The organism is Chlorogloeopsis fritschii PCC 6912 (assembly GCF_000317285.1).
GTDB classification, from domain to species: Bacteria; Cyanobacteriota; Cyanobacteriia; order Cyanobacteriales; family Nostocaceae; genus Chlorogloeopsis; species Chlorogloeopsis fritschii.
In genome coordinates, this window is the sequence record NZ_AJLN01000116.1 from 525,468 (window position 1) to 546,460 (window position 20,993).

Genomic DNA, 20,993 nt, shown 5'->3' on the forward strand with positions numbered 1-20,993 from the left:
GGATTTCTTCGCTAAATCATTAACTGATGGCCACCGGGTACATCCTCATCATTGCAATTTTAATTTTGGGAGGCGTAATTGCCACCGTGGGCGATCGCATTGGCACACGGGTTGGCAAAAAGCGGCTCTCACTGTTCAATCTCAGACCCAAAAATACAGCTGTTTTAGTGACAATTCTCACAGGGTTGGGCATTTCCGCATCAACCCTGGGAATTTTATTTTTAGCTGATGAAGGATTGCGCAAGGGAGTTTTTGAACTTGAAGACATTCAAAAAGATCTCAGACGCAAGCGCGTACAGCTAGAAAACACAACTCAGCAGCTAGACACTACCAGAACAGAGCTAGATCAAGCCAGAATTGAGCAATCAAAGGCACAACAAGAGTTACAGGAAATAAATAAATCCTTACAGTCAGCAAATGCCAGGCAACAGCAAACACAAGCTCAACTCAACCGTACCATCAAGCAACAAGCACAAACCCAAGAGGAACTCCAACGTACCCAAAAGCAATTAGGCCAAGTTGCAACTCAGTATCAACAAGCTAAAACCCAGTTGCAAAGTGTTTATGCAGAGAGAAACAAACAGCTAGCAGAAATTAAGTTACTAAAGGCAGAGCGTCAAAGATTATACGAAGAAGCCAAACAGGCACTCGCCGAAGCCCAAGCGGCAATCGATAAACGCGATCAAGAACTTGCCAAGCGACAAGAAGAGATTGAAGCGCGCGATCGCAAAATAGCTAGTTTGGATAATATTATTCAAAAGCGCAATCTAGAAATTACGGCGCGAGAGAAAATTATTGCTCAAAGAGAAGCTCGTTTGAAAGATTTGGAAGCCCAACAGCAAGATCTCGAACAGGAAGTCGCAAGACTAGAGAAATATTATCAGTCCTATCGTGACCTTCGCTTAGGAAAACTGGCTTTGTTTCGCGGTCAAGTTCTTGCTGCTGGGGTAGTTCGCGTCCAACAGCCCTCGGCAGTGCGGCAAGCAGTAATCCAGTTATTACAGGAAGCTAATCGCAATGCCAGCATTGAATTAACCGAGCCTAATCTAAATCCTGCCCCAAACATGCAGATTTTGCGCGTTACCGAGGAACAAATTGAGCAATTAGGCAAGCAGATTCAAGATGGACGAGAATACGTAGTGCGAGTTTTCTCGGCAGGCAACTACGTCAGGGGAGAAAAGCCAGTAGAATTTTTTGCTGATGCAGCACTAAACCAAATCGTTTTTTCAGGAGGCGAGGTATTAGCCACAACTAGTGCCGATCCTAAAACCATGACATCCTATCAACTAAGACAGCGCTTAGAACTTTTGATTTCTGCTTCCCAATTTCGCGCCCGTAATGCTGGAATTTTAGAAAATATTCAAATAGATGGTACTTTCATTCGCTTTGTATCTCAATTGCGGCAATACGATCAACCATTAGATATTAAAGCTATTGCAGCAGAAGATACATACACAGCAGGGCCGCTAAAAGTGAAATTAGTGGCAATTAAAAATGGGCAAGTTATTTTTAGTACCTAAAATGGAAAATTGATGAATAATTTTGTTAGTAGTTAGTTAATAGTCATTAGTCATTGGTCATTGATCATTTGTCAGTAGAAACGCAATTAATCGCGTTTCTACCTACTAACCACTATCCACTATCCAATTTTTCAAAAATAATAAGCATTTAATAATATTTAATATGAATTCCAATGAATTTATAGCAACACAGCCAGTCATTTTAGGCTTCGATCCAGGTAAGGATAAGTGTGGTTTAGCAGTGATGGGATTAGATCGACAACTGCACTATCACCAAGTCGTACCTTCAAATAATGCTATTGCTACCATTGATAAACTACGACAAAAATATCCCATTTCCTTAATAGTAATGGGTGACCAAACCACAGCTAAAAAGTGGAAACAGCAATTGCAACAGGAATTGTCCGAGCAACTGAAAATAGTTTTAGTAGACGAGCGCTACACCAGTTTAGAAGCACGCGATCGCTATTGGCAAATGTACCCACCACAAGGACTAACAAAGCTCTTGCCAAAGGGTATGCGCACACCACCACGACCGATAGATGACATTGTTGCTATTCTCTTAATCGAGAGATATCTAAATCGACTGACAGAATCCGTAAATGAATTATGAATGCTGAATTATGAAATTTTTTATCATTCATAATTCATCATTCATAATTTACAGCTCAGCTCGAATGGTGAAAGCATAATCTCCTCCTGGTTCGAGCTGGTAATCTTTTTGTTCTAAAAAGCGACCAAGCGGTTCTTTTATTAAGGCACGACCCTGAGAAGGTTTGACAGATAACTCTCCCCGACGAAAATGCCATTGAAATTGCCACTCAAAGTCACCTGCTCTCACTTCACCTTCAAGTAAGCCGTGTTGCCAAGATTGACGGGTAATTTTGACATGAGCAGTGGTTTGTGGTAAACGTTTAGCACTCACGATGCTTTGAATCAAGTTTGAAATAAAACCGAATAGTAATAACTTTACATTTACTCAAAATACATCAAATACACCAATGGTAGTAATTGAAGATTCTAAATCTATTCACTTGAAGTTAAACCTAAAGACTGAGTGTGCGTGTAATAACCGCCAACTATAAAGCATAATAATTGTCTCAGGTATAAGAAATTTTCTGGATAAATTTGATTTCACATAAATAATTACACTTAAAACATAATCATCACATCTAAATCCCCAAACATCTGTTCCAGCAAATCTTCCATAATATCTTGATTTCTGCGGTGTAGAACTTTTGGCCCATCAATAAACTCTTTGATAGTGATTCTTTGCTCTCTAAAATCCCTGACAAAATCGCGGATCTCAGAAATTACTTGAATTTCAGATTCAACTTGTTCTAACATCTGAGCAATGGGGTCAATTCCTTCTCGATTGGCTTTGCGACAATCAGAAACCATCACTCCTTCAGGAGTATTTTTCACTAAGCGAAGTTCTCGTTTCAAATTTTCATATTGAGTTTTGAGGAATTCATTTTCCTGTTCTAAATTAGTAGATTTTCTAGTTAAATCGTCCTCACCATCACTTGTAATCGATTTTCCTACTTGATGTTGCTGTTCAATTTCTAACAGTCGAGCCAGATCCCCATCTTGATAGGCTTTATTTAGTTCCTTCATAATTTCCGTATGGCGCATCTGTGTCTCGCTGTCTGTTACTTTATCAGGGTGAAAAATTTCGGCTAATCTCAAAAATGTCTGGCGCACTTTTCGTGATTCATCAGTTCTAGTTGTTGTAGAAAATTCTAGCTGCTGCTTTGTTTGTTGATTTTGATGGCTTTCTTCTCCAGAAAAATTAAAGAACTCATTATCTGGATCGTTATTTTCAAAAAGTTCATCTAATTCTTCTTCTGACTCATTTTGAGTTAAGTTTGGACTAACCAGCCCTGCAATTTGAAGATTAAAATAAATTTTTTCAATATTTTTTTTGGTTTGTTTGCCAAACTTTCTGGTCGTTAAAATTTCATCAAAGAGAGTATGAATTTCTTGGTCAATTTCTGACAGCTTGGTAAAGCTTGGAGAACCTCGATGAAATATCTCTGTAGCTAAAGAACGCATCTGCTCAACAAAATTCTTAAGTTCTGTGCGTTTTCTCTTAATTTGTTTCAGTAGCCATTGGTGTTCTTTTTCTAGCTCTTGCAAACGAATATGGAGAGAGGAAAGAGCCAGTGATGTTGTTTGGCTTGGGTTTGGTGATGAAACTGATTTAGGCATGGATAAGAATAATTTTGAGGATACGTCACAGGACTAATTTTTAGTGTTTAATACCAAATTGGCACGCGTAAGTCTTGTTTCAAAATTCTGGGATAGCCTATTAATAAATGGTTTTAATCCAAAATCTAATATCTAAAATATAAAATTGGTATTAGTCCTGGGAGTATGGTAAAACTTACATTCCATCCTTTCAACTGTTACACATAGAATTTTGACAAAAAACGTAAGGTCAAAACATAAAATGAGTTTTTATACTTAGTAAACTCACATCAAAACTCCTGTCACCAGGCAGCAGCCGACAAACTCTCGTTACCGGGTTCAAACTGGTAACGAGAAATTCGTTCCCTGCCATAACACAAAGCGATCGCTCTTACTTTACCTCGGCGATCGCTTTTGACTCAAATTCTTAAATTATGGATTTGGGATGAAATTCCCAATCCATCAGTGATTTATAGATTTATCGGTTTACTGTTGCTTGTTCCCGCGCTGCGGCTGCCTGATCTGGGTGAATACCCAAGCGGGTAAGGTTAATTCTACCTTTGTTGTCAATTTCACGTACTTTCACAATCACTTCATCACCGACTGCAACTTCATCCTCAACTTTGCCTACACGGTAGTCAGCTAGTTGAGAAATGTGAATCATGCCTTCTTTACCTGGCAAAAATTCTACAAACGCACCAATCGGTATAATTCGAGTTACACGTCCTACGTAAACATCACCTTCATTCAGCTTGCGCGTCATGCCTTGGATGATATTTTTAGCTTTTTTGGCTTTATTTTCATCCACAGCAGAGATAGTGACAGTGCCATCATCTTCAATGTCAATTTTGGCACCAGTATCTTCAGTGATACCCTTAATCGTCTTACCTCCCGGCCCGATCACCAGACCAATCATGTCTGGATCGATCTTAATGGTCAACAAGCGTGGAGCGAAGGACGACATTTCGCTGCGTGGTTTGTCAATCGTCTGGAGCATTTTTTCTAGAATGTGCAACCGCGCTGCTTTCGCTTGGTTAACAGCTTGCTCAATAATCTTCAAAGACAAACCAGGAATTTTCATATCCATTTGTAAGGCTGTGATTCCCGTGTCTGTGCCGGCAACTTTGAAGTCCATGTCACCCAAAAAGTCTTCGATGCCCTGAATATCAGTCAGAACTCGCACTTCATCGCCTTCTTTAATTAAACCCATCGCCGCACCACTTACAGGTTTGGCGATCGGTACGCCAGCATCCATCAAAGCTAGGGTAGAGCCACAAACTGAACCCATTGAGGTGGAACCGTTGGAAGACAAGACTTCTGATACTACCCTAATTACGTAGGGGAATTGGTCTTTAGGTGGCAGTATAGGCAATATTGCTCTTTCTGCTAATGCTCCGTGACCGATTTCTCGACGTCCTGGCGCTCGTAGGGGCTTGGTTTCCCCAACCGAGAACGGCGGGAAGTTGTAATGGTGCATATAGCGCTTTTGCTGATCTTGTTGCAAGTCATCAGTTAAGGTTTGCACATCTCCTGGTGTCCCAAGGGTACAATTGGACAGCACCTGGGTTAATCCCCGATTAAATAAACCACTGCCGTGGACTCGCTTGGGCAAAAGACCAACTTGACAAGAAACAGGACGTACTTCGTCTAACGCTCTTCCGTCTACTCGAACATTATCTTCGATTATTTGACGGCGCATCAGCTTTTTAGTGATGTCTTTGAAAGTATTATCAAGGGCTTTTTTATCTGCGGTAGCAGCAACTCGGATTGGATCTTCTTCTGGTAGTTCAGCGATCGCACCGACAACTGATTCTTTGACTGCATCCAAAGCAGTATCGCGATCGGTTTTCTCCAAATCAAATTGCGACAGAATTTTTTTAATTTCATCTGTAGCGCGATCGCGGATAAAGTTTTCCAGCGTCGAGTCTACTTCTGGTGCTGCTTCCTGGACAATTTCCAAACCCAGTTCTGCCATTAAATCTCGCTGTGCTTGAATTAAGTCCTGTACTGCTTCGTAGCCAAATTCAATCGCCTCGATAATATCTCGTTCCGGCAATTGATTAGCTCCCGCTTCCACCATAATTACGCCCTCTGGTGAACCTGCAACCACAAGATCCAGGTCTCCGGCTTCGACTTCAGCATAGGTAGGATTAATGATAAAATCATCACCTACCAAACCAACACGTACTGCTGCCATTGGCCCGTTAAACGGAATTTTTGCCAATAAGGTAGCGATCGAAGCACCAGTAACTGCTAGCACATCAGGCGGCACTAATTCATCCATCGACAGAGTGATTGCCACAATTTGCAGGTCATCCCGCAACCATGACGGGAACAAAGGACGTATAGGACGGTCAATTAAACGGCTGGTGAGAATTGCTCTTTCTGGCGGCCGACCTTCTCGCCGCAACAATCCTCCTGGAATTCTACCTGCTGCGTAAAGTCTTTCTTCGTAATCTACAGTAAGGGGCAGAAAATCAACGCCTTCTCTGGCTGCCGATCGCGTAGCTGTAACTAGAACTGCCGTATCCCCAGACTGTATCAACACCGATCCACCAGCCTGGGGTGCTAGTAGGCCCACCTTCAGTCGAATATCCCGTCCGTCGAAGGATATTGACTTCTCAAATTCTCCCATTCAGTTTTTTTTCCTTCTCTTCGCTATTCTCTCTCTGTGGCAATCCTAACATTTATGAATTAATCTGGCTGGAGTAGTATGCATAATGATTGACAATTTTAGTTACAGTTGCCGATACATAATCAATGCATCTACCACCTCACCTGCATCTAGCTTTACCCCATTCTTAATTCTGCCAATAGTCTCAAATTCCAATGATTTCCAGAGATTGATGGAAGCTATATTGCTAGCAAAGACCAAATTAAACATTACCGCCTCAAAGCCCAGACTCCCAGCAATTTCTAGCATTGCCTCTCCCATAAATCGACCGATCCCCTGACCGCGCATTTGAGGTTGTACAATAAAACCAGCGTTGCAAATATGGCTACACCGACCGGAATGTAGAGACGCGAAATTTCGCGTCTCTACAATTGGCTCGTATATAGTAAATTCACTCTCCACCTTGACAACAAAAGCATCCAAACTCAACCAGTAATTTACAAATTCTGACTGAGACAGGAGTTGATTTTGGGGATAGGTTTTACCTTCCACAATGACAAGATTTAGTAATTTCCTTTCCTCCTCTTGTTCTTCTGAATGCATCCGATCTAGTTTAGCTCTTATACCATTTTTTAAAATTTTATAAAGAGGTAGCTGCATTTTTTTAGCTTTATTACGATAGTTTGCTATTATTTAATAATAGTTAATAATAAATAATCAATATTATTAAAAGCTTGGATATTAAGTAATTACCTAAATTAGAGAATAAGCAAATTCAAGACTTTATTTTTGTGAACGTTTGAGTAGTTAGCAAATGGCAATTTTACACGGTAGTTGGTTATTACAAAATCGGGGTAGCAGTTTATTTGTTTGGGGAGAGACTTGGCGTTCTCTAGAGACGAAAATAGATCTAGGTACATTAACACAGGTGCCATCTCATCCATACGCAATGACAGCAGCTGAATTAAGTGAGTGGCTGCATTCACGTCATCTCAAACTTTCCAAGTCGAGCCAAGTAGAGACGCGAAATTTCGCGTCTCTACAAAAAGGGCGGCAAAAAGCTGCAAGTCCTGCTAATGTAATGCCAACGCGATCGCAAATTCTTGCCTTACCCACTTATTTTTCAGAAAGCGATCAACAGAGCACAGCATTTATTTCTCCAGTACATTCGGCAATATTCGGTTCAGAAAAACCCTTTCCCCAATATCTACAACCTTGGCAAGTCGAGGGTTTTTGTCTGGAGCCACAAGATGCGATCGCGTTTTTGGCTTCTCTACCCCTAAGCAACGCTAACCAAGAAGATGATTTTGTCGGTGGAGATTTACGCTTTTGGTCGCATATTGCCCGGTGGAGTTTAGACTTAATAGCGCGATGTAAATTTTTGCCCACACTTGAGCGTTCCACAGATGGTTCTATTACCGCAAAATGGCAAGCGCTCCTCGATAGCGCTTTAGATGGAACTCGTTTAGAGAAATTTTCTCAGTTGATGCCCTTGGCGTGTCGGGCGTATCAACAGGAAGGACACGGAGACACGGGGAATAAAGAGGACACGGGGAATTTTGATGATTACCCCCCGTCTTTGGTTCACAACTCGCCAATTTATATAGACTTACCAATCGAACCACAAGAACTACTGTTGGGATTTCTCAACAGTACAATTGATACCCAAATCAGAAGTATGGTAGCTTCCCAAACTCTACTCGACACCAGAGTAATGGCGTCTCTACCATTAGTGGTGCGACAGTGGTTGCAGTCTTTAACAGCTGCATCAGCCACAATTACTAGCGAACCAATTGCCTTGGAACGATTGGAAGCGGCTTTGAAGGCTTGGACGATGCCGCTACAGTATCAGTTGGGTGGAAAAAATATATTTCGCACCTGTTTTGTTCTGCACCCGCCAAAGTCAAATGAAGCTGATTGGACTTTAGAATATTTCCTGCAAGCTCCTGACGATCCAGAATTTTTAGTGGATGCAGAAACAATTTGGCGGCATCCAGTGGAAAGTTTCGTTTATCAAAATCGAACTATTAAGCAACCACAAGAGACGTTTCTGCGAGGGTTGGGGTTAGCTTCGCGATTGTATCCAGTATTAGCACCTAGTTTGGATACCCCATATCCCCAATCTTGTCACCTCAACCCTTTGCAAGCCTACGAGTTTATCAAATCAGTAAAGTGGCGATTTGAAGATAGTGGTTTGGGTGTAGTGTTGCCTCCTAGTTTGGCAAACCGAGAAGGATGGGCAAATCGTTTGGGCTTGAAGATTACCGCCGAAACACCAAAGAAAAAGCAAGGGCGTCTAGGTTTACAAAGTCTGTTGAATTTTCAATGGCAATTAGCTATTGGCGGACAAACTCTTTCCAAGCAAGAGTTTGACAAGCTTGTAGCGCTAAATAGCCCACTGGTAGAAATAAACGGTGAGTGGGTGGAGTTGCGATCGCAAGATATTAAAACAGCCCAAGCGTTTTTTGCTTCTCGAAAAGAGCAAATGGCGCTGTCGTTGGAAGATGCTTTGCGTCTTAGTACTGGGGATACCCAAACAATTGAGAAATTACCAGTAGTTAGCTTTGAGGCGTCGGGTGCATTGCAGGAGTTGGTAACTACCCTGACAAATAACAAAGCAGTTGAACCCCTACCTACACCCGCTAGTTTTCAAGGACAATTGCGCCCGTATCAACAGCGTGGCATGGCTTGGTTAACATTTTTAGAACGGTGGGGCTTGGGGGCGTGTCTCGCAGACGATATGGGATTGGGTAAAACGATCCAATTTATTGCATTTTTACTACACCTCAAAGAACAAAATGCCTTAGAAAATCCCACGCTGTTAGTTTGTCCAACTTCAGTTTTAGGTAACTGGGAAAGAGAAGTCAAAAAATTCGGCCCATCATTGAAAGTTTTACAGTATCACGGTGATAAACGACCTAAAAGTAAAGCTTTTGAACAAGCAGCGAAGAAACATGATTTAGTTATTACTAGTTACTCACTTGTTCCTCGTGATTTAAAGTCTTTGCAGAGTATTTCCTGGCAGATAATTGTTTTAGATGAAGCTCAAAATATTAAAAATGCAGATGCGAAACAGTCACAGGCTGTACGTCAGTTAGAATCGACATTTCGCATTGCTCTAACAGGAACTCCTGTAGAAAATAGACTGCAAGAATTATGGTCAATTTTAGATTTTCTCAACCCAGGATATTTAGGAAATAAGCAGTTTTTCCAGCGTCGGTTTGCCATGCCCATCGAAAAGTATGGTGATATTGCTTCGTTAAGTCAATTGCGCTCTTTAGTTCAACCATTTATTTTGCGTCGTTTAAAAACCGATCGCGAAATTATTCAAGACTTGCCAGAAAAGCAGGAAATGACAGTATTTTGCGGTTTGAGTCCCGAACAAGCAAAATTATATCAACAAGTAGTTGATGAATCTCTAGCGGAAATAGAAGATGCCGAAGGAATACAGCGCCGGGGTAAGATTTTGGCTTTACTTGTAAAGCTAAAACAAATCTGCAATCATCCAGCCCAATATTTGAAAAAAGATAGGCTTTCGGAACCTCGTCTATCTGGAAAACTATTGCGATTGCAAGAAATGCTAGAAGAAGTTTTATCAGAAGGCGATCGCGCTTTAATTTTTACTCAATTTGCTGAATGGGGTAAACTCCTGAAGCCTTATTTAGAACAACACTTAGGACGAGAAACATTATTTTTGTATGGCAGTACCAGCAAAAAACAACGTGAGGAAATGATAGACCGTTTCCAACACGATCCTCAAGGCCCGCCCATCATGGTTTTATCTTTGAAAGCAGGTGGTGTAGGACTAAATTTAACACGTGCAAATCACGTTTTTCATTTCGATCGTTGGTGGAATCCAGCAGTAGAAAATCAAGCTACAGACAGAGTATTTCGGATTGGGCAAACCCGGAATGTACAAGTACATAAATTTGTTTCTACTGGGACATTAGAAGAAAAAATTCATGACATGATTGAAAGTAAAAAACAACTAGCAGAACAAGTCGTAGGTGCGGGTGAAGAATGGTTAACTGAACTAGATACCGACCAACTTCGCAACTTATTATTACTTGATCGTAGCGCAGTCATCGAAGAAGAAGAAGAAGATTAAAAGGGAACAGGGAATAGGGAAACCGTCTTTCCTTCTGCCTTCCATTTAGGAGAAAAATATGACTAATGAGACATTACAAGCCAGTCGAGAATGGTGGTCACAACGTTGGTTAGAATTACTAGATTCCTATCGTTTTAAAAAGCGTTTAGAACGTGGTAGGAACTATGCCCGTCAAGGTAATGTGCTGAGTATTGATTTTCAAGGTGCAAAAGTTTTAGCCAGAGTCCAAGGTAGTGAAGCTGAACCATATAAAGTTTCTCTTTCTCTTGACTCGTTTAATGAAGAACAGTGGAACTATATAGTTGAAACTATGTCTCAAAAGGCAATTTTTGCTGCTAAATTATTGGCAGGAGAAATGCCACAAAATATAGAAGAAGTTTTTACTTCTAATGGTCTTTCACTATTCCCTTTTACTTTAGCTGATGTCCACAGTCGGTGTTCTTGTCCTGATAAAGCTAATCCCTGCAAACATATTGCCGCAGTGTACTATCAATTAGGCGATCGCTTCAGTGAAGATCCGTTTGTGCTATTTCAATTAAGAGGACGTACAAAAGAACAAATTATCAGCGATTTAAGACAATTACGCAGCGTTAATACTGAAGTTCCTGAAGTAGAAACATCTGAATTAAAAGAACCGACTTCTCAAAATCAACATACTAATATCGATTCTTTTTGGCAATATCATGAATCACTAGAGCCTTCCTTAGTTGTAATTACACCATCAACTAGTGAGACAGTTTTAGATGTATTGGGAGCAATTCCCCTAGCAAAGGAAGAAGAAAATCTTGCTAGCTTAACTGCATCTGATGTGGTAATGAAGTATTTAGATACCCTATATAAAGATGTGAGCCAAAAAGCTATGTTGTCGGCGATGAAAGTGGGAGAAAGTTAACGCTTGATTCCCTTAAACCTTTCTTTCGCTTCCTGAAAAGCTTCCTGCATCACAGACTGAATTTTCTTTGGATCTGGTTTCTTTCCACCCATTAACTCACCAAAGTAAACACAGGCTGCTTCACCAAGTGACCAAGTGTAGGCTGCTGCCCAGTATGCTGCTATTACGCTACCAAAACCAGGTAGGAATTTGACTAATTCTCGTCCAATCGCTTTTGCTAAAAATCCACCAGCAATTGTACTAACCAAACCTCCTGCCTGCGATGGCGTTAGGCTCTGTCCGTATAAGTTCCCTAACAAACCTACCATCGATACTTGTAATGCAGTTAATACAGGCATAGTAGCAAATGGCAAAGGTACAGATGCGATCGTGGCAGCGGCGATCGCAAACGCTAGCATATAACGCCGCCCAACATCTCTGTAGAGATTGCCAATTTTCTCGCCAGCTTTCTTATCCAATAACTGATAAATTGCACCAGCTTCTGCTTCTGGAAGAAGTTCTGCCAAATTATCTCTGAGTGCCTCTAAACCATAAAACACTGGGGTGTAGCCATCTTCTTCCAATGTGAAGTCAATCAGAATAGCGCGATCGTACAAATTAGCAAAAGCTTGCTGCATCGCATCGAAGGCTCGATTTACTTCTTCATAGTCGGGTGGATAGGCAGGATGATCGGTAACATCAGGCGGATAAACTTCATGCAAGCAGGTAACAGCCAACAAACAAGGAATGTTTGGATACTGCCGACGCAACTGCTGGGCAATTTGCCGGAGTGCATCAGTCGCGAAATCATTGATTTTAACTGTGAGAATGAGTATTCTTGCACCAAGGCTTTCCTGTTGCAGGTCGCCAATCAGTTCTTGAATAATTGTTTCAGTATTCTGGTTAACATCCCCTAACCCAACTGTGTCTGTAAAAATAAGCAATGGCAGATCCTTAGAAGGATAAGCATAACGCTCAGTATGTTGCGTATGAGGACGATATCCTTGACCAACTATCTCGGCAGAAACTCCCGTTAGTCCCCGTACAATTGAACTTTTTCCAGCTTGCGGTTTACCAATCAGCAGCGCTTCTGTGGTTGGTAGTTCTGAGCGAACTGTTTCTAATATCTCTGCAATTTGAGCTTCGCTGACACTAAACAATTTAATAACTGTCTGTGCTACTTGCTCTACAGGAAGGAATTGCAGCAAGCGCGCCCCTGCCTTATCCCAGACAGCAGCAATAGGATTTTTCGACAATTCATCAGCCGATTTTGTCGTAGCATCAGTTGGTTCGCTGAACTGCTGAGAATCAGCTGACGACGAGTCAGCATTGTGTTGCTCAGTCATTCTTACCACACAAGCAGATAGATTTAGAATCGTTCCTATCTATAGATTACACAACTTTTAATCGGTGGAAGTTAAGTTAATAATCGTAATTGCCACCAAAGTTACTTCTTTGAGCGTTGCCAACCACTCCTAAAACATTGATTCTTGCCATTCTCAAGCTATCTAAAGCTTGCTTGAGTACAGAAGAGTTTGTTTTATCCATCCTTACCACTATCAAAATGCCATCAGTATGGGGTGCCAATAAGCTTGCATCAGCTAATCCAACTACGGGAGGAGTGTCATAAATTACTAAGTCATAGTTATTGTAGAATTCTTCTATCATTCGCTTCATCTTTTCAGACGAAAGCAACTTTGTCGGATCGGGTGGTATGGGGCCTGCGGTAAGAACTGATAATTGATTCATAAAAGGCGCTTCTCGGATCGCCTCGGTAACTGGCAAGTTGGTAGTAATTAAATTACTCAATCCCCAGTTATTTTTTAAATTCGAGAGATCATGAACCATGGGTTGGCGCAAATCGGCATCCACAAGTAGTACTCTTTGCCCCATTGCACAAGCAATCTGAGCTAAATGAAATGCTACCGTTGATTTGCCATCTCCACTCATAGCTGAACTAATAACTATGGAGCGAATCGGGCGATCGCTACTGAGTAGTTGAATATTTGTATAAAGTACACGTAAAGCCTCTACAAATTTTGAGCCATAGTTGCTGGATGTGCGATCGCCGATTGCAATTGACCCAAGAATATTTCTTGGCAAAGAATCTGGTACACTCCCTGTAAATATTCTTTGTACAGAAGTATAAAATTGACTAGATTGAAGTTGATTTTCAAAAGGTAGAACTCCCAGCAACGGCTCTTTGATCTGCTTTTTAAGAAGATGGACGCTATGGTAAGTATTATCTACTTTTTCTAGAAGTAAGGCGACGCCAACTCCTAAAATTAAACTGGCAATAAATCCTGCGATCAGATTACGTCTAACATCTGGAGAAACGGGAATTTCAGGTTGAGCAGGCGGTTGAATTAATTGCCAAGGAAGTTCTGCTTGTGCTACTTGAACTTGCAAAGTTTCACGGGTATTGAGAAAACGATTCAGGCTATCAGCTGCTACCTGTAATTTCCGCTGCAATTCAGTGTATTGTCGTATCAATATAGGCAGTTGCTTACGTTTTACTTCAAGCCTCTGTTCCGCTTTCGCAAGTTCTTGGCTTTGCACTTCTAGAGTTTGAACTTGAGTCATCGCCTCTGCAAATTTTGTACCCATAAAGCGCTGTGCCTCTTGGCGTAACAGGGGCAAGAGGCTTTCACGTTTATTTTTTAATGCTTGGATAGTTGGGTTCTCCTCGTGTAAACGAGTTGACTCCCCAGCTATCTGAACTTCCAATTGACGTAACTGTCCCAGTAACTGCTGATATAAAGGAGCATTTATCAGTGCTGTCAGTTCACCCTCTTCTGCTTTTAATCTAGCTAAATTAGCGCGAGATGTAGCTAACTGCTGGTCAATTGTTTGTCTCTGCTCAGACAAGGCAGTACTTTGAGTAATGATTAGATTTGCTTGAGTATTTGGGTCAACAAAGTTATATTTTTGCTGGAAAATTTGCTGCTCTTTTTGGAGATGATCAACCCGCTCCTGCACATTTTTGAGTTGTTTCTCAACAAAATTTAGCCCTTGGCGCAAACTTGTCTGTCGCTGATCTAAGCTGTATTTTAAGTAAGTACTGGCAACTTGGTCTAACACCAATTTTATCTTTTTGGGATCGTCACTTCGGTAACGAACTTCTATAATCTTTGTTTCACCCAGACGGGTAATCACCAGGGAATTGACCAAAGCATCATAACTGATATCTGGGTAAAAGCCTTGCAACTGTCTTACAATTCTTGTCATCAAACCAGGGCTTTTTAAAACCTGTATTTGACTGTCGTAATCTAGACTAGACTGAATGCCTGAGTTAGAGTTTGGACTAGCTTGACCAGAGTTAAGAACGAGCTGTCTGCTATCGATATTGAGAGGTTCTACTAGCAGTCGAAAACTACTTTCATATACTGGTTCTTGCTTGGAGGTTGAGTAGATTACATACGCCATTACAATCGTGGCTACTCCAACCACAACAAGCGCTCGACGTCTTAAAAGGCTAACGAAATCTCGCAAATTCCAGTTATCACTTTGCTCTTCCAACCACGGAAAAGATTGAGTAGGAATTATTTGTTGCGATAGAAAATTTTGATTATGGCTAGAATTTGAGGGTTGAGATGAATGATTATTCATGTTTTAGTAAAACTTGGTAATTACACAAGCCTAGTTTGTATAATTTTTTTAATTATCTAGCAGTTAAAATTCTAACTGCAATCAATTTATATATAGATGAGGCAGTGATTACAAAGTTATATTTATGTAGCACTTATTACTTCATTTTCACAAGTATACTTCACTAAATATTTCAAATCAGCATGGTTGAAGGTTTTTACGCTCTTTGTAGCTGATAAGTTCTTCTGATCTAGAGATGTTCTTTGTTTATCTTCTCACTATTGCTGCAAGGGGTCTACTCAAGGCTCAAGGGAGAGGATATTGCAGAGAAAATTTGCTATTGGCTTCTTATCAAAAACATCTATCTAAGGTCATAACTTGAAATATAACTGCATCTAATTTTCGATCAAGCTATTAAGCATCTAATTTTTCAATTCCTAAAGTAGTCTATAAACTAAGGCATACCAATAATAAAGTATAGAGTTTTGACAATTTAATGAAAAATAACAACTCAAAGTATTAATTCTAATTTGTAACTAATCATTCTTTTATCGAGTATGAGTGTCTGTGTATACTCTATTCGATTTATTGATTTTGGTACTAGTTTACATAGAAATTTTGCATACCATAATAATTAATGCTTTAAAGTACGTGTATCTTTCAATACAAGCATCTGTTATTTTTTGATGACAAAAAATTAAGAAAATCTTTATTGATAAAACTGAGTTATTTTTCAAACTTTTGATATATACTTAAGTACACGTTAGGTATAGTTAGGTGTAATCAAATCAAACAACGAACATTTCAATTCGAGTATACTGACTTGTTTAAAATAATGATAGGGTAATTTTAATGAATTTATGACGATCTGTGGTAGTTTATTGCTTTTACGGATAAGCTGGTTCTTTACCCTAGCTACCAGACATCTTTATGAGCTTAACTTTTAGACGCTTACCTGCCTTGCCTTCAGATACTGTTTAATTCGTCTAAGCCACGTTAAATTTAGTAATCTACGATAGGGAATAGAATTACGTCTATGATTTTAGTCTATAATTTCTGTTTATACTGATGGTTTAAAAAATAACCCAAGAGGTGTAAAAATACTTTTGACGCGACTGCTCAATTTTGACAATTGAGCTTTAAAAATCAAGGAAATTGCTTTATTTCTGGTGATAATATATTATCTTGACCTAATTTTTGCCCTAAAAACCTAGATAATTATCAGTTATTAGCAATTACTTTGGTTTATTAATGCTGGTATTCATCAATTATTGCTTGTCTATTATTGTCAATCAAAGTGCTACTTAGCTTTATACTTTTTAAATCTTAACTTAGTAAAAGTCTAGACCTATAAAGCTTTTATATTTTGAGCAAAAACTTTTCTAAGCAAAAGAAACTTAAGATAAAATAGCCACAAAATAAATTTTAAAGTTTTCATAAAGTTTCAATAAAAATACTTGTATTTATTCTAAATATGGATAAATATGTTTTTGACGGAAGAATAAGGTATAAAATTCAAAGTTTAAAAATAAAGGCTTATTTCTGTTTAGAATGGAATGAGTTGTACCTTGAAATAAATTTATACCAATATTCATAGTAAGAGTAATCAAGAAAGATTAACTCTGTAATATTCTTTGGTAATTACCGTAAGTGTATTTGATGCAAAAATAAACAATTGCTTTAGAGTACAACATTGTATAGAATAGCACTCTTGTTTTGAATAGTGGTACGGGTTTCTGAATAAATATCTAGGATGAGTTGATGATACTAAGTGAATGGATTAATTAAAGATATCTAGGATGAGTTGATGATACTAAGTGAATGGATTAATTAAAGATTGTTTCTACTTGTTCTGCTTATTTTCAACTGAGAATAAACAGATCGTAAAACTAAAGACAAGTGTTTCAACTTGTCTTGGAGTTGCTTTATTGTTTTCCCAACGGCATCTAGATAAGCATCTTGGATACAGGATGAACTGAGTACAGGAGAGTCGATGGCACTAAGTAAATGGATGAATCAAAAAATTTTTTTGCCTAGCTCTGATAGTTCAGAAGCTAAAATTCAGGAACTTCTAAAAGTTGAAAAATCTATTAGTTTGTCTGTAATTACTCAATTTTTTCCCCCAGATTATGCTGCCACTGGACAGCTGATCGAGGAGCTTGTGAGGCAATTAGGGCAGCAAGGTGTAAAGGTTGAAGTTTTTACAGGTCAACCAGGATACGCATTCAAATCTTCTGATGCCCCGGCAGTCGAAAGATTAGATCGAGTGCTAGTGAAGCGATCGCGTACAGCCCAGATTTGGCCTGGGAGGATTCGAGGCAAAGCTGTAAATGGAGTTCTTTTCACTTTACGTGCGTTACTCCATGTAGTCAGAAACAGCCGTCGCAGCAATTTATTATTACTGACTACAGCTCCTCCGTTTTTACCGATTGTGGGATATCTAGCTCATCTGTTGTTCCGGCGTCCCTATGTCTGCATACTTTACGACCTTTATCCAGATATTGCGATCGCTCTTGGAGTGATTTCGCGGGATCATTGGCTAGCAAAGATTTGGCACAAAGTTAATCAATTAGTTTGGCAGAACTCGCAGGCACTAGTGGTTCTTAGTCCTGCCATGAAACAACGGATTACCACACATTGTCCCAAAATTGCCGATAAGGTTTTTGTAATTCATAGTTGGGGAGATCCGGACTTAATTTTACCCATGACCAAGCAAGAGAACTGGTTTGCTTTGAAGTATAATCTAGCTAAAAAGTTTACTATTCTTTACTCAGGTAACATGGGTCGGTGTCATGATATGGACACCATATTAGAAGCAGCAAAAATACTCCAAGATGAACCAATTCAGTTTGTGTTTATCGGTGGAGGGGCAAAACGGGAGCAATTACTTCAGGATGCGAAAAGATTGGGATTAAGTAATCTCACATTTTTGCCTTATCAAGATAAGGAAGTATTACCTTATTCCCTGACAGCTTGCGACCTATCTTTAATTAGTGTCGATGTGGGTATGGAAAGTCTTGTTGCTCCGAGTAAGCTCTACCCAGCTTTAGCAGCTGGCCGCCCAGTAGCTGTTATCTGTTCAAAGACTTCATATCTAAGACAGCTAATCGCTGATGCTAGATGTGGTGGCACGTTTGAAAATGGAGATAGTAATAGTTTGGTTCAGTTTATCCGTGTACTTAATAACGATAGAGAACTAGCAAAGGATATGGGTAAAGCGGGGCGTAAATATATGCGATCGCACTTTACACCTCAAATTATTTCTCAACAATACTTGGATGTTTTAAGCAAAGCCTTAAATCAGTCAAATCATCACTGACTTTGACCACCAAACATCCAAAAATACCTTGATTTGAATTGAATATTTCTGTTTATTTGTAAACTGTGGAGTGGGCTTCGACGGTCATTTGATCTCAGTCCCTCCAACGCAACCTTCTAACTTAAGTGTGGGGGCCGAAGTGCAGAGAAGATCTGGCCGTAATCGGAAACGCTCAAAACGGCGAGCGATTCATTGTCCTGTGCATGGATGCCATTTAAACAGCGTCAGTCAAAAATATCAGTTGTATGCTGATCGCGCAGGACAGTTACAACAACGAGGTATCAATCGACTGAATGCAATGATGCTAATTGCAACCCAGACAACAGTTCCCCTTGAGGGAGAATGGGTAGAAGCTTTTTGGTGCGAACAGTGCCAGCAAACAAAGTGGTATCACGTTCGCAAGGTAGAAGAGCGCACTTACAAAGTGACACTTGCACCACAAGAAATTTGGCAGCAGGTTACAGGGGTAATAGATCCTCATGGAAATCCATCGGTTGGAGAATTCACTCGCAGACATGCCCGACTTGTTAGTTATAACGGTCTTAAGGATTTTCAGTTTGTGGGATAGGTCAGTAGCAGGGATCGTTCAATAAATAATATGAGTAGTCAAGATATTGCCTCCCAACAGGAGCTAGTCATTGAAGCTGGACGCACGGAACGGCAGTATTGGAAAGACTTGTGGCGTTATCGAGAACTTTTCTATTTTCTTGCTTGGCGTGATATTTTGGTGCGTTACAAGCAAACAGCGATCGGTATTGCCTGGGCACTGATTCGACCATTTTTAACAATGGTAGTATTCACTGTTGTGTTTGGAAAAATAGCGAACTTGCCTTCGGAGGGAGCACCGTATCCAATTCTGGTGTTTGCTGCCATGCTGCCATGGCAATTTTTTTCCAGTTCCTTGAGTGAATGCAGTAACAGCCTAATTACGAATGCTAACCTAATTTCCAAAGTCTACTTTCCACGTCTGGTTGTGCCTATTAGTGCAGTGATTGTCAGCTTCGTAGACTTTATGGTTTCTGGCATGATTCTACTAGGGCTGATGGCATGGTATAACTTTGTACCTAGTTGGCGAATTTTGACCCTGCCTTTGTTTATCGTGATTGCATTTGCAGCAGCCATGGGAGCAGGGTTATGGTTGGCTGCATTAAATGTTGAATATCGAGATTTTCGTTATGTCGTACCTTTTATAGTCCAGTTTGGATTATACATATCTCCTGTAGGATTTAGCAGCAGTATTGTGCCTCAACAATGGCGTTTGCTTTATTCTTTGAATCCAATGGTGAGTGTGATTGATGGCTTTCGCTGGGCTATTTTAGGCGGACAGTCAAAACTGTATTTACCTGGGTTCACTTTGTCCCTGGCATTGGTTGCCTTTTTGCTGGTAACTGGTATTTGGTACTTCCGCAAAATGGAACGGACGTTTGCTGATGTAATTTAGTAAAGGAACAAAGCAAATGTCAAACATCATAATTCATGTAGAAAATCTCGGTAAAAAATACGTCATCAGTCATCAGCAGGAAAACTCTAGTCGTTATCGTTACAAAGCTTTGCGGGATGTACTAGCTGATGGAGCGAAGTTTATTACAAAGAAATTTATTAAACCTTCTGGTTATAAAATGCCCAATCCAGCACGTGAAGAATTCTGGGCATTAAAAGATGTTTCTTTTGAAATTAAACAAGGTGAAGCCATTGGCGTAATTGGACGCAATGGCGCAGGTAAATCTACACTCCTAAAGGTTTTAAGTCGGATTACTGAACCAAGTCAGGGACGCATAGCCATCAAAGGACGGGTGGCAAGCCTCTTAGAAGTAGGTACGGGATTTCACCCTGAACTAACTGGAAGAGAAAACATTTATCTCAACGGTTCTATTCTAGGGATGAGTAGAACTGAGATAAAAAAGAAATTTGATGAAATAGTTGCCTTTGCAGAAGTTGAAAAGTTTTTAGATACGCCTGTAAAACGCTATTCATCGGGGATGTATGTCCGTCTTGCTTTTTCTGTCGCTGCCCACTTGGAACCAGAAATTTTAATTGTAGATGAAGTGCTGGCAGTGGGTGATTCTGCATTTCAAAAGAAGTGCTTAGGAAAAATGGGGGATGTGGCAACCAAAGAAGGACGAACTGTCCTATTTGTTAGCCATAGTATGCAAGCGATCGCCCAACTCACAAAGCGTTGCATATTACTTTCTAAAGGTAATGTTCAGTTTGATGGTAATACCAGCAAAGCAATACAGTTATATTTGACCGGGTATAAAGATGATGCCGAGCAAAATGCTTGTTACCAAGCACCTTTGAATAAAACTGGTAATTATGTAGCTTGGGCACGCGTACATACCTCTGAAGAGCAAGGCGTTCACTGCTGGGGTAAACCGATTACTTTCGAGTTTGCATTACACATAAGCAAACCCCATGAAAGTCTAAGGTTTTCCTTTCAGGTTGTAAATCATCTGCAGCAGCCTATGTGTATTTTTTGGTCTTTTGATTCCCAAGCTCAATATTGCCAACAGCCCGGAACTTTTATCCTTAGATGTAATATCCCAAAACTCAGATTGTATATGGGATCGTACACTTTAACAACATGGTTCTCTGAGCGTAGCAGTCAGACTTTACTAGAAAACCTCAGAGAAATTTGTCCATTTGAAATTACGATGCACAGTATTGAGCGTCCAGATTATCAATGGCAAGCTGATGAGTGTACTTATTTAGAAGATGCAGTTTGGCAGATAGCTGAGAAAATTTAATAAACATTCAAAATAGAAGTTTTAATGTCACATTTAAAT

14 protein-coding genes are annotated in these 20,993 nt (G+C 40.0%); 8 read left to right on the plus strand and 6 right to left on the minus strand.

The features are described from left to right. Positions 1-26: 26 nt before the first annotated feature. A complete protein-coding gene (locus UYC_RS0126230; protein ID WP_016874319.1) occupies positions 27-1,520 on the plus strand; it encodes a DUF3084 domain-containing protein in 1,494 nt (497 codons plus the stop codon). A gap of 163 nt (positions 1,521-1,683) precedes the next feature. Beyond that, positions 1,684-2,133 (plus strand): pre-16S rRNA-processing nuclease YqgF, encoded by a 450-nt coding sequence (locus UYC_RS0126235; protein ID WP_016874318.1) that lies wholly within the window; start codon positions 1,684-1,686, stop codon positions 2,131-2,133. Positions 2,134-2,181: 48 nt separating this feature from the next. On the opposite strand, the gene UYC_RS0126240 is transcribed toward UYC_RS0126235, so the two are convergent. The 4 genes from UYC_RS0126240 to UYC_RS0126255 all read right to left on the minus strand — a co-directional run bounded on the left by UYC_RS0126240 (position 2,182) and on the right by UYC_RS0126255 (position 6,984). Then, complete coding sequence (locus UYC_RS0126240; protein ID WP_016874317.1) at positions 2,182-2,445, minus strand: DUF3146 family protein; 264 nt, start codon at positions 2,443-2,445, stop codon at positions 2,182-2,184. A gap of 227 nt (positions 2,446-2,672) precedes the next feature. Then, the gene (locus tag UYC_RS0126245; protein ID WP_016874316.1) at positions 2,673-3,731 is read right to left on the minus strand and encodes a J domain-containing protein; all 1,059 of its coding nucleotides are present in this window, start codon (positions 3,729-3,731) and stop codon (positions 2,673-2,675) included. Between the two features lie 457 nt (positions 3,732-4,188). Continuing rightward, positions 4,189-6,345 carry a polyribonucleotide nucleotidyltransferase gene (locus UYC_RS0126250; protein WP_016874315.1) on the minus strand — a complete coding sequence of 719 codons (2,157 nt, stop codon included), beginning with the start codon at positions 6,343-6,345 and terminating at the stop codon, positions 4,189-4,191. A gap of 102 nt (positions 6,346-6,447) precedes the next feature. Continuing rightward, a complete protein-coding gene (locus UYC_RS0126255; protein ID WP_016874314.1) occupies positions 6,448-6,984 on the minus strand; it encodes a GNAT family N-acetyltransferase in 537 nt (178 codons plus the stop codon). A 154-nt stretch (positions 6,985-7,138) separates the two neighbouring features. On the opposite strand from UYC_RS0126255, the gene UYC_RS0126260 reads away from it, so the two are divergent. Together UYC_RS0126260 and UYC_RS0126265 are read left to right on the plus strand one after the other, a co-directional pair. Beyond that, positions 7,139-10,432 (plus strand): DEAD/DEAH box helicase, encoded by a 3,294-nt coding sequence (locus tag UYC_RS0126260; protein WP_016879722.1) that lies wholly within the window; start codon positions 7,139-7,141, stop codon positions 10,430-10,432. A gap of 58 nt (positions 10,433-10,490) precedes the next feature. Next, positions 10,491-11,324, plus strand: coding sequence for an SWIM zinc finger family protein (locus UYC_RS0126265; protein WP_016874313.1), 834 nt, complete (start codon positions 10,491-10,493; stop codon positions 11,322-11,324). Here the strand turns inward: UYC_RS0126265 and UYC_RS0126270 are convergent. Both UYC_RS0126270 and UYC_RS0126275 read right to left on the minus strand, forming a co-directional pair. Continuing rightward, positions 11,321-12,649 carry a GTPase family protein gene (locus UYC_RS0126270; protein WP_016874312.1) on the minus strand — a complete coding sequence of 443 codons (1,329 nt, stop codon included), beginning with the start codon at positions 12,647-12,649 and terminating at the stop codon, positions 11,321-11,323. The genes UYC_RS0126265 and UYC_RS0126270 overlap by 4 nt on opposite strands. A gap of 76 nt (positions 12,650-12,725) precedes the next feature. Beyond that, positions 12,726-14,912, minus strand: coding sequence for a GumC family protein (locus UYC_RS0126275; RefSeq protein ID WP_016874311.1), 2,187 nt, complete (start codon positions 14,910-14,912; stop codon positions 12,726-12,728). A 1,972-nt stretch (positions 14,913-16,884) separates the two neighbouring features. Between UYC_RS0126275 and UYC_RS0126280 the strand changes: the two genes are divergently transcribed. From UYC_RS0126280 to UYC_RS0126295, 4 genes are all read left to right on the plus strand, one after another. Continuing rightward, the gene (locus UYC_RS0126280; protein ID WP_016874310.1) at positions 16,885-18,210 is read left to right on the plus strand and encodes a glycosyltransferase family 4 protein; all 1,326 of its coding nucleotides are present in this window, start codon (positions 16,885-16,887) and stop codon (positions 18,208-18,210) included. A 139-nt stretch (positions 18,211-18,349) separates the two neighbouring features. Continuing rightward, positions 18,350-18,778 (plus strand): hypothetical protein, encoded by a 429-nt coding sequence (locus UYC_RS0126285; RefSeq protein WP_026087437.1) that lies wholly within the window; start codon positions 18,350-18,352, stop codon positions 18,776-18,778. Between the two features lie 30 nt (positions 18,779-18,808). Further along, positions 18,809-19,651 (plus strand): ABC transporter permease, encoded by an 843-nt coding sequence (locus tag UYC_RS0126290; protein ID WP_016874308.1) that lies wholly within the window; start codon positions 18,809-18,811, stop codon positions 19,649-19,651. A gap of 16 nt (positions 19,652-19,667) precedes the next feature. Next, entirely contained in the window at positions 19,668-20,954 is a 1,287-nt protein-coding gene (locus tag UYC_RS0126295; protein WP_016874307.1) for an ABC transporter ATP-binding protein, read from the plus strand. Positions 20,955-20,993 lie beyond the last annotated feature (39 nt).

Excerpts from the sequence above, each read along its gene's own strand:
- UYC_RS0126230 (WP_016874319.1), top strand. The coding sequence starts at position 27 with ATGGCCACCGGGTACATCCTCATCATTGCAATTTTAATTTTGGGAGGC.
- UYC_RS0126235 (WP_016874318.1), top strand. The coding sequence starts at position 1,684 with ATGAATTCCAATGAATTTATAGCAACACAGCCAGTCATTTTAGGCTTC.
- UYC_RS0126245 (WP_016874316.1), bottom strand. The coding sequence starts at position 3,731 with ATGCCTAAATCAGTTTCATCACCAAACCCAAGCCAAACAACATCACTG.
- UYC_RS0126250 (WP_016874315.1), bottom strand. The coding sequence starts at position 6,345 with ATGGGAGAATTTGAGAAGTCAATATCCTTCGACGGACGGGATATTCGA.
- UYC_RS0126255 (WP_016874314.1), bottom strand. The coding sequence starts at position 6,984 with ATGCAGCTACCTCTTTATAAAATTTTAAAAAATGGTATAAGAGCTAAA.
- UYC_RS0126260 (WP_016879722.1), top strand. The coding sequence starts at position 7,139 with ATGGCAATTTTACACGGTAGTTGGTTATTACAAAATCGGGGTAGCAGT.
- UYC_RS0126265 (WP_016874313.1), top strand. The coding sequence starts at position 10,491 with ATGACTAATGAGACATTACAAGCCAGTCGAGAATGGTGGTCACAACGT.
- UYC_RS0126270 (WP_016874312.1), bottom strand. The coding sequence starts at position 12,649 with ATGACTGAGCAACACAATGCTGACTCGTCGTCAGCTGATTCTCAGCAG.
- UYC_RS0126275 (WP_016874311.1), bottom strand. The coding sequence starts at position 14,912 with ATGAATAATCATTCATCTCAACCCTCAAATTCTAGCCATAATCAAAAT.
- UYC_RS0126280 (WP_016874310.1), top strand. The coding sequence starts at position 16,885 with ATGGCACTAAGTAAATGGATGAATCAAAAAATTTTTTTGCCTAGCTCT.
- UYC_RS0126290 (WP_016874308.1), top strand. The coding sequence starts at position 18,809 with ATGAGTAGTCAAGATATTGCCTCCCAACAGGAGCTAGTCATTGAAGCT.
- UYC_RS0126295 (WP_016874307.1), top strand. The coding sequence starts at position 19,668 with ATGTCAAACATCATAATTCATGTAGAAAATCTCGGTAAAAAATACGTC.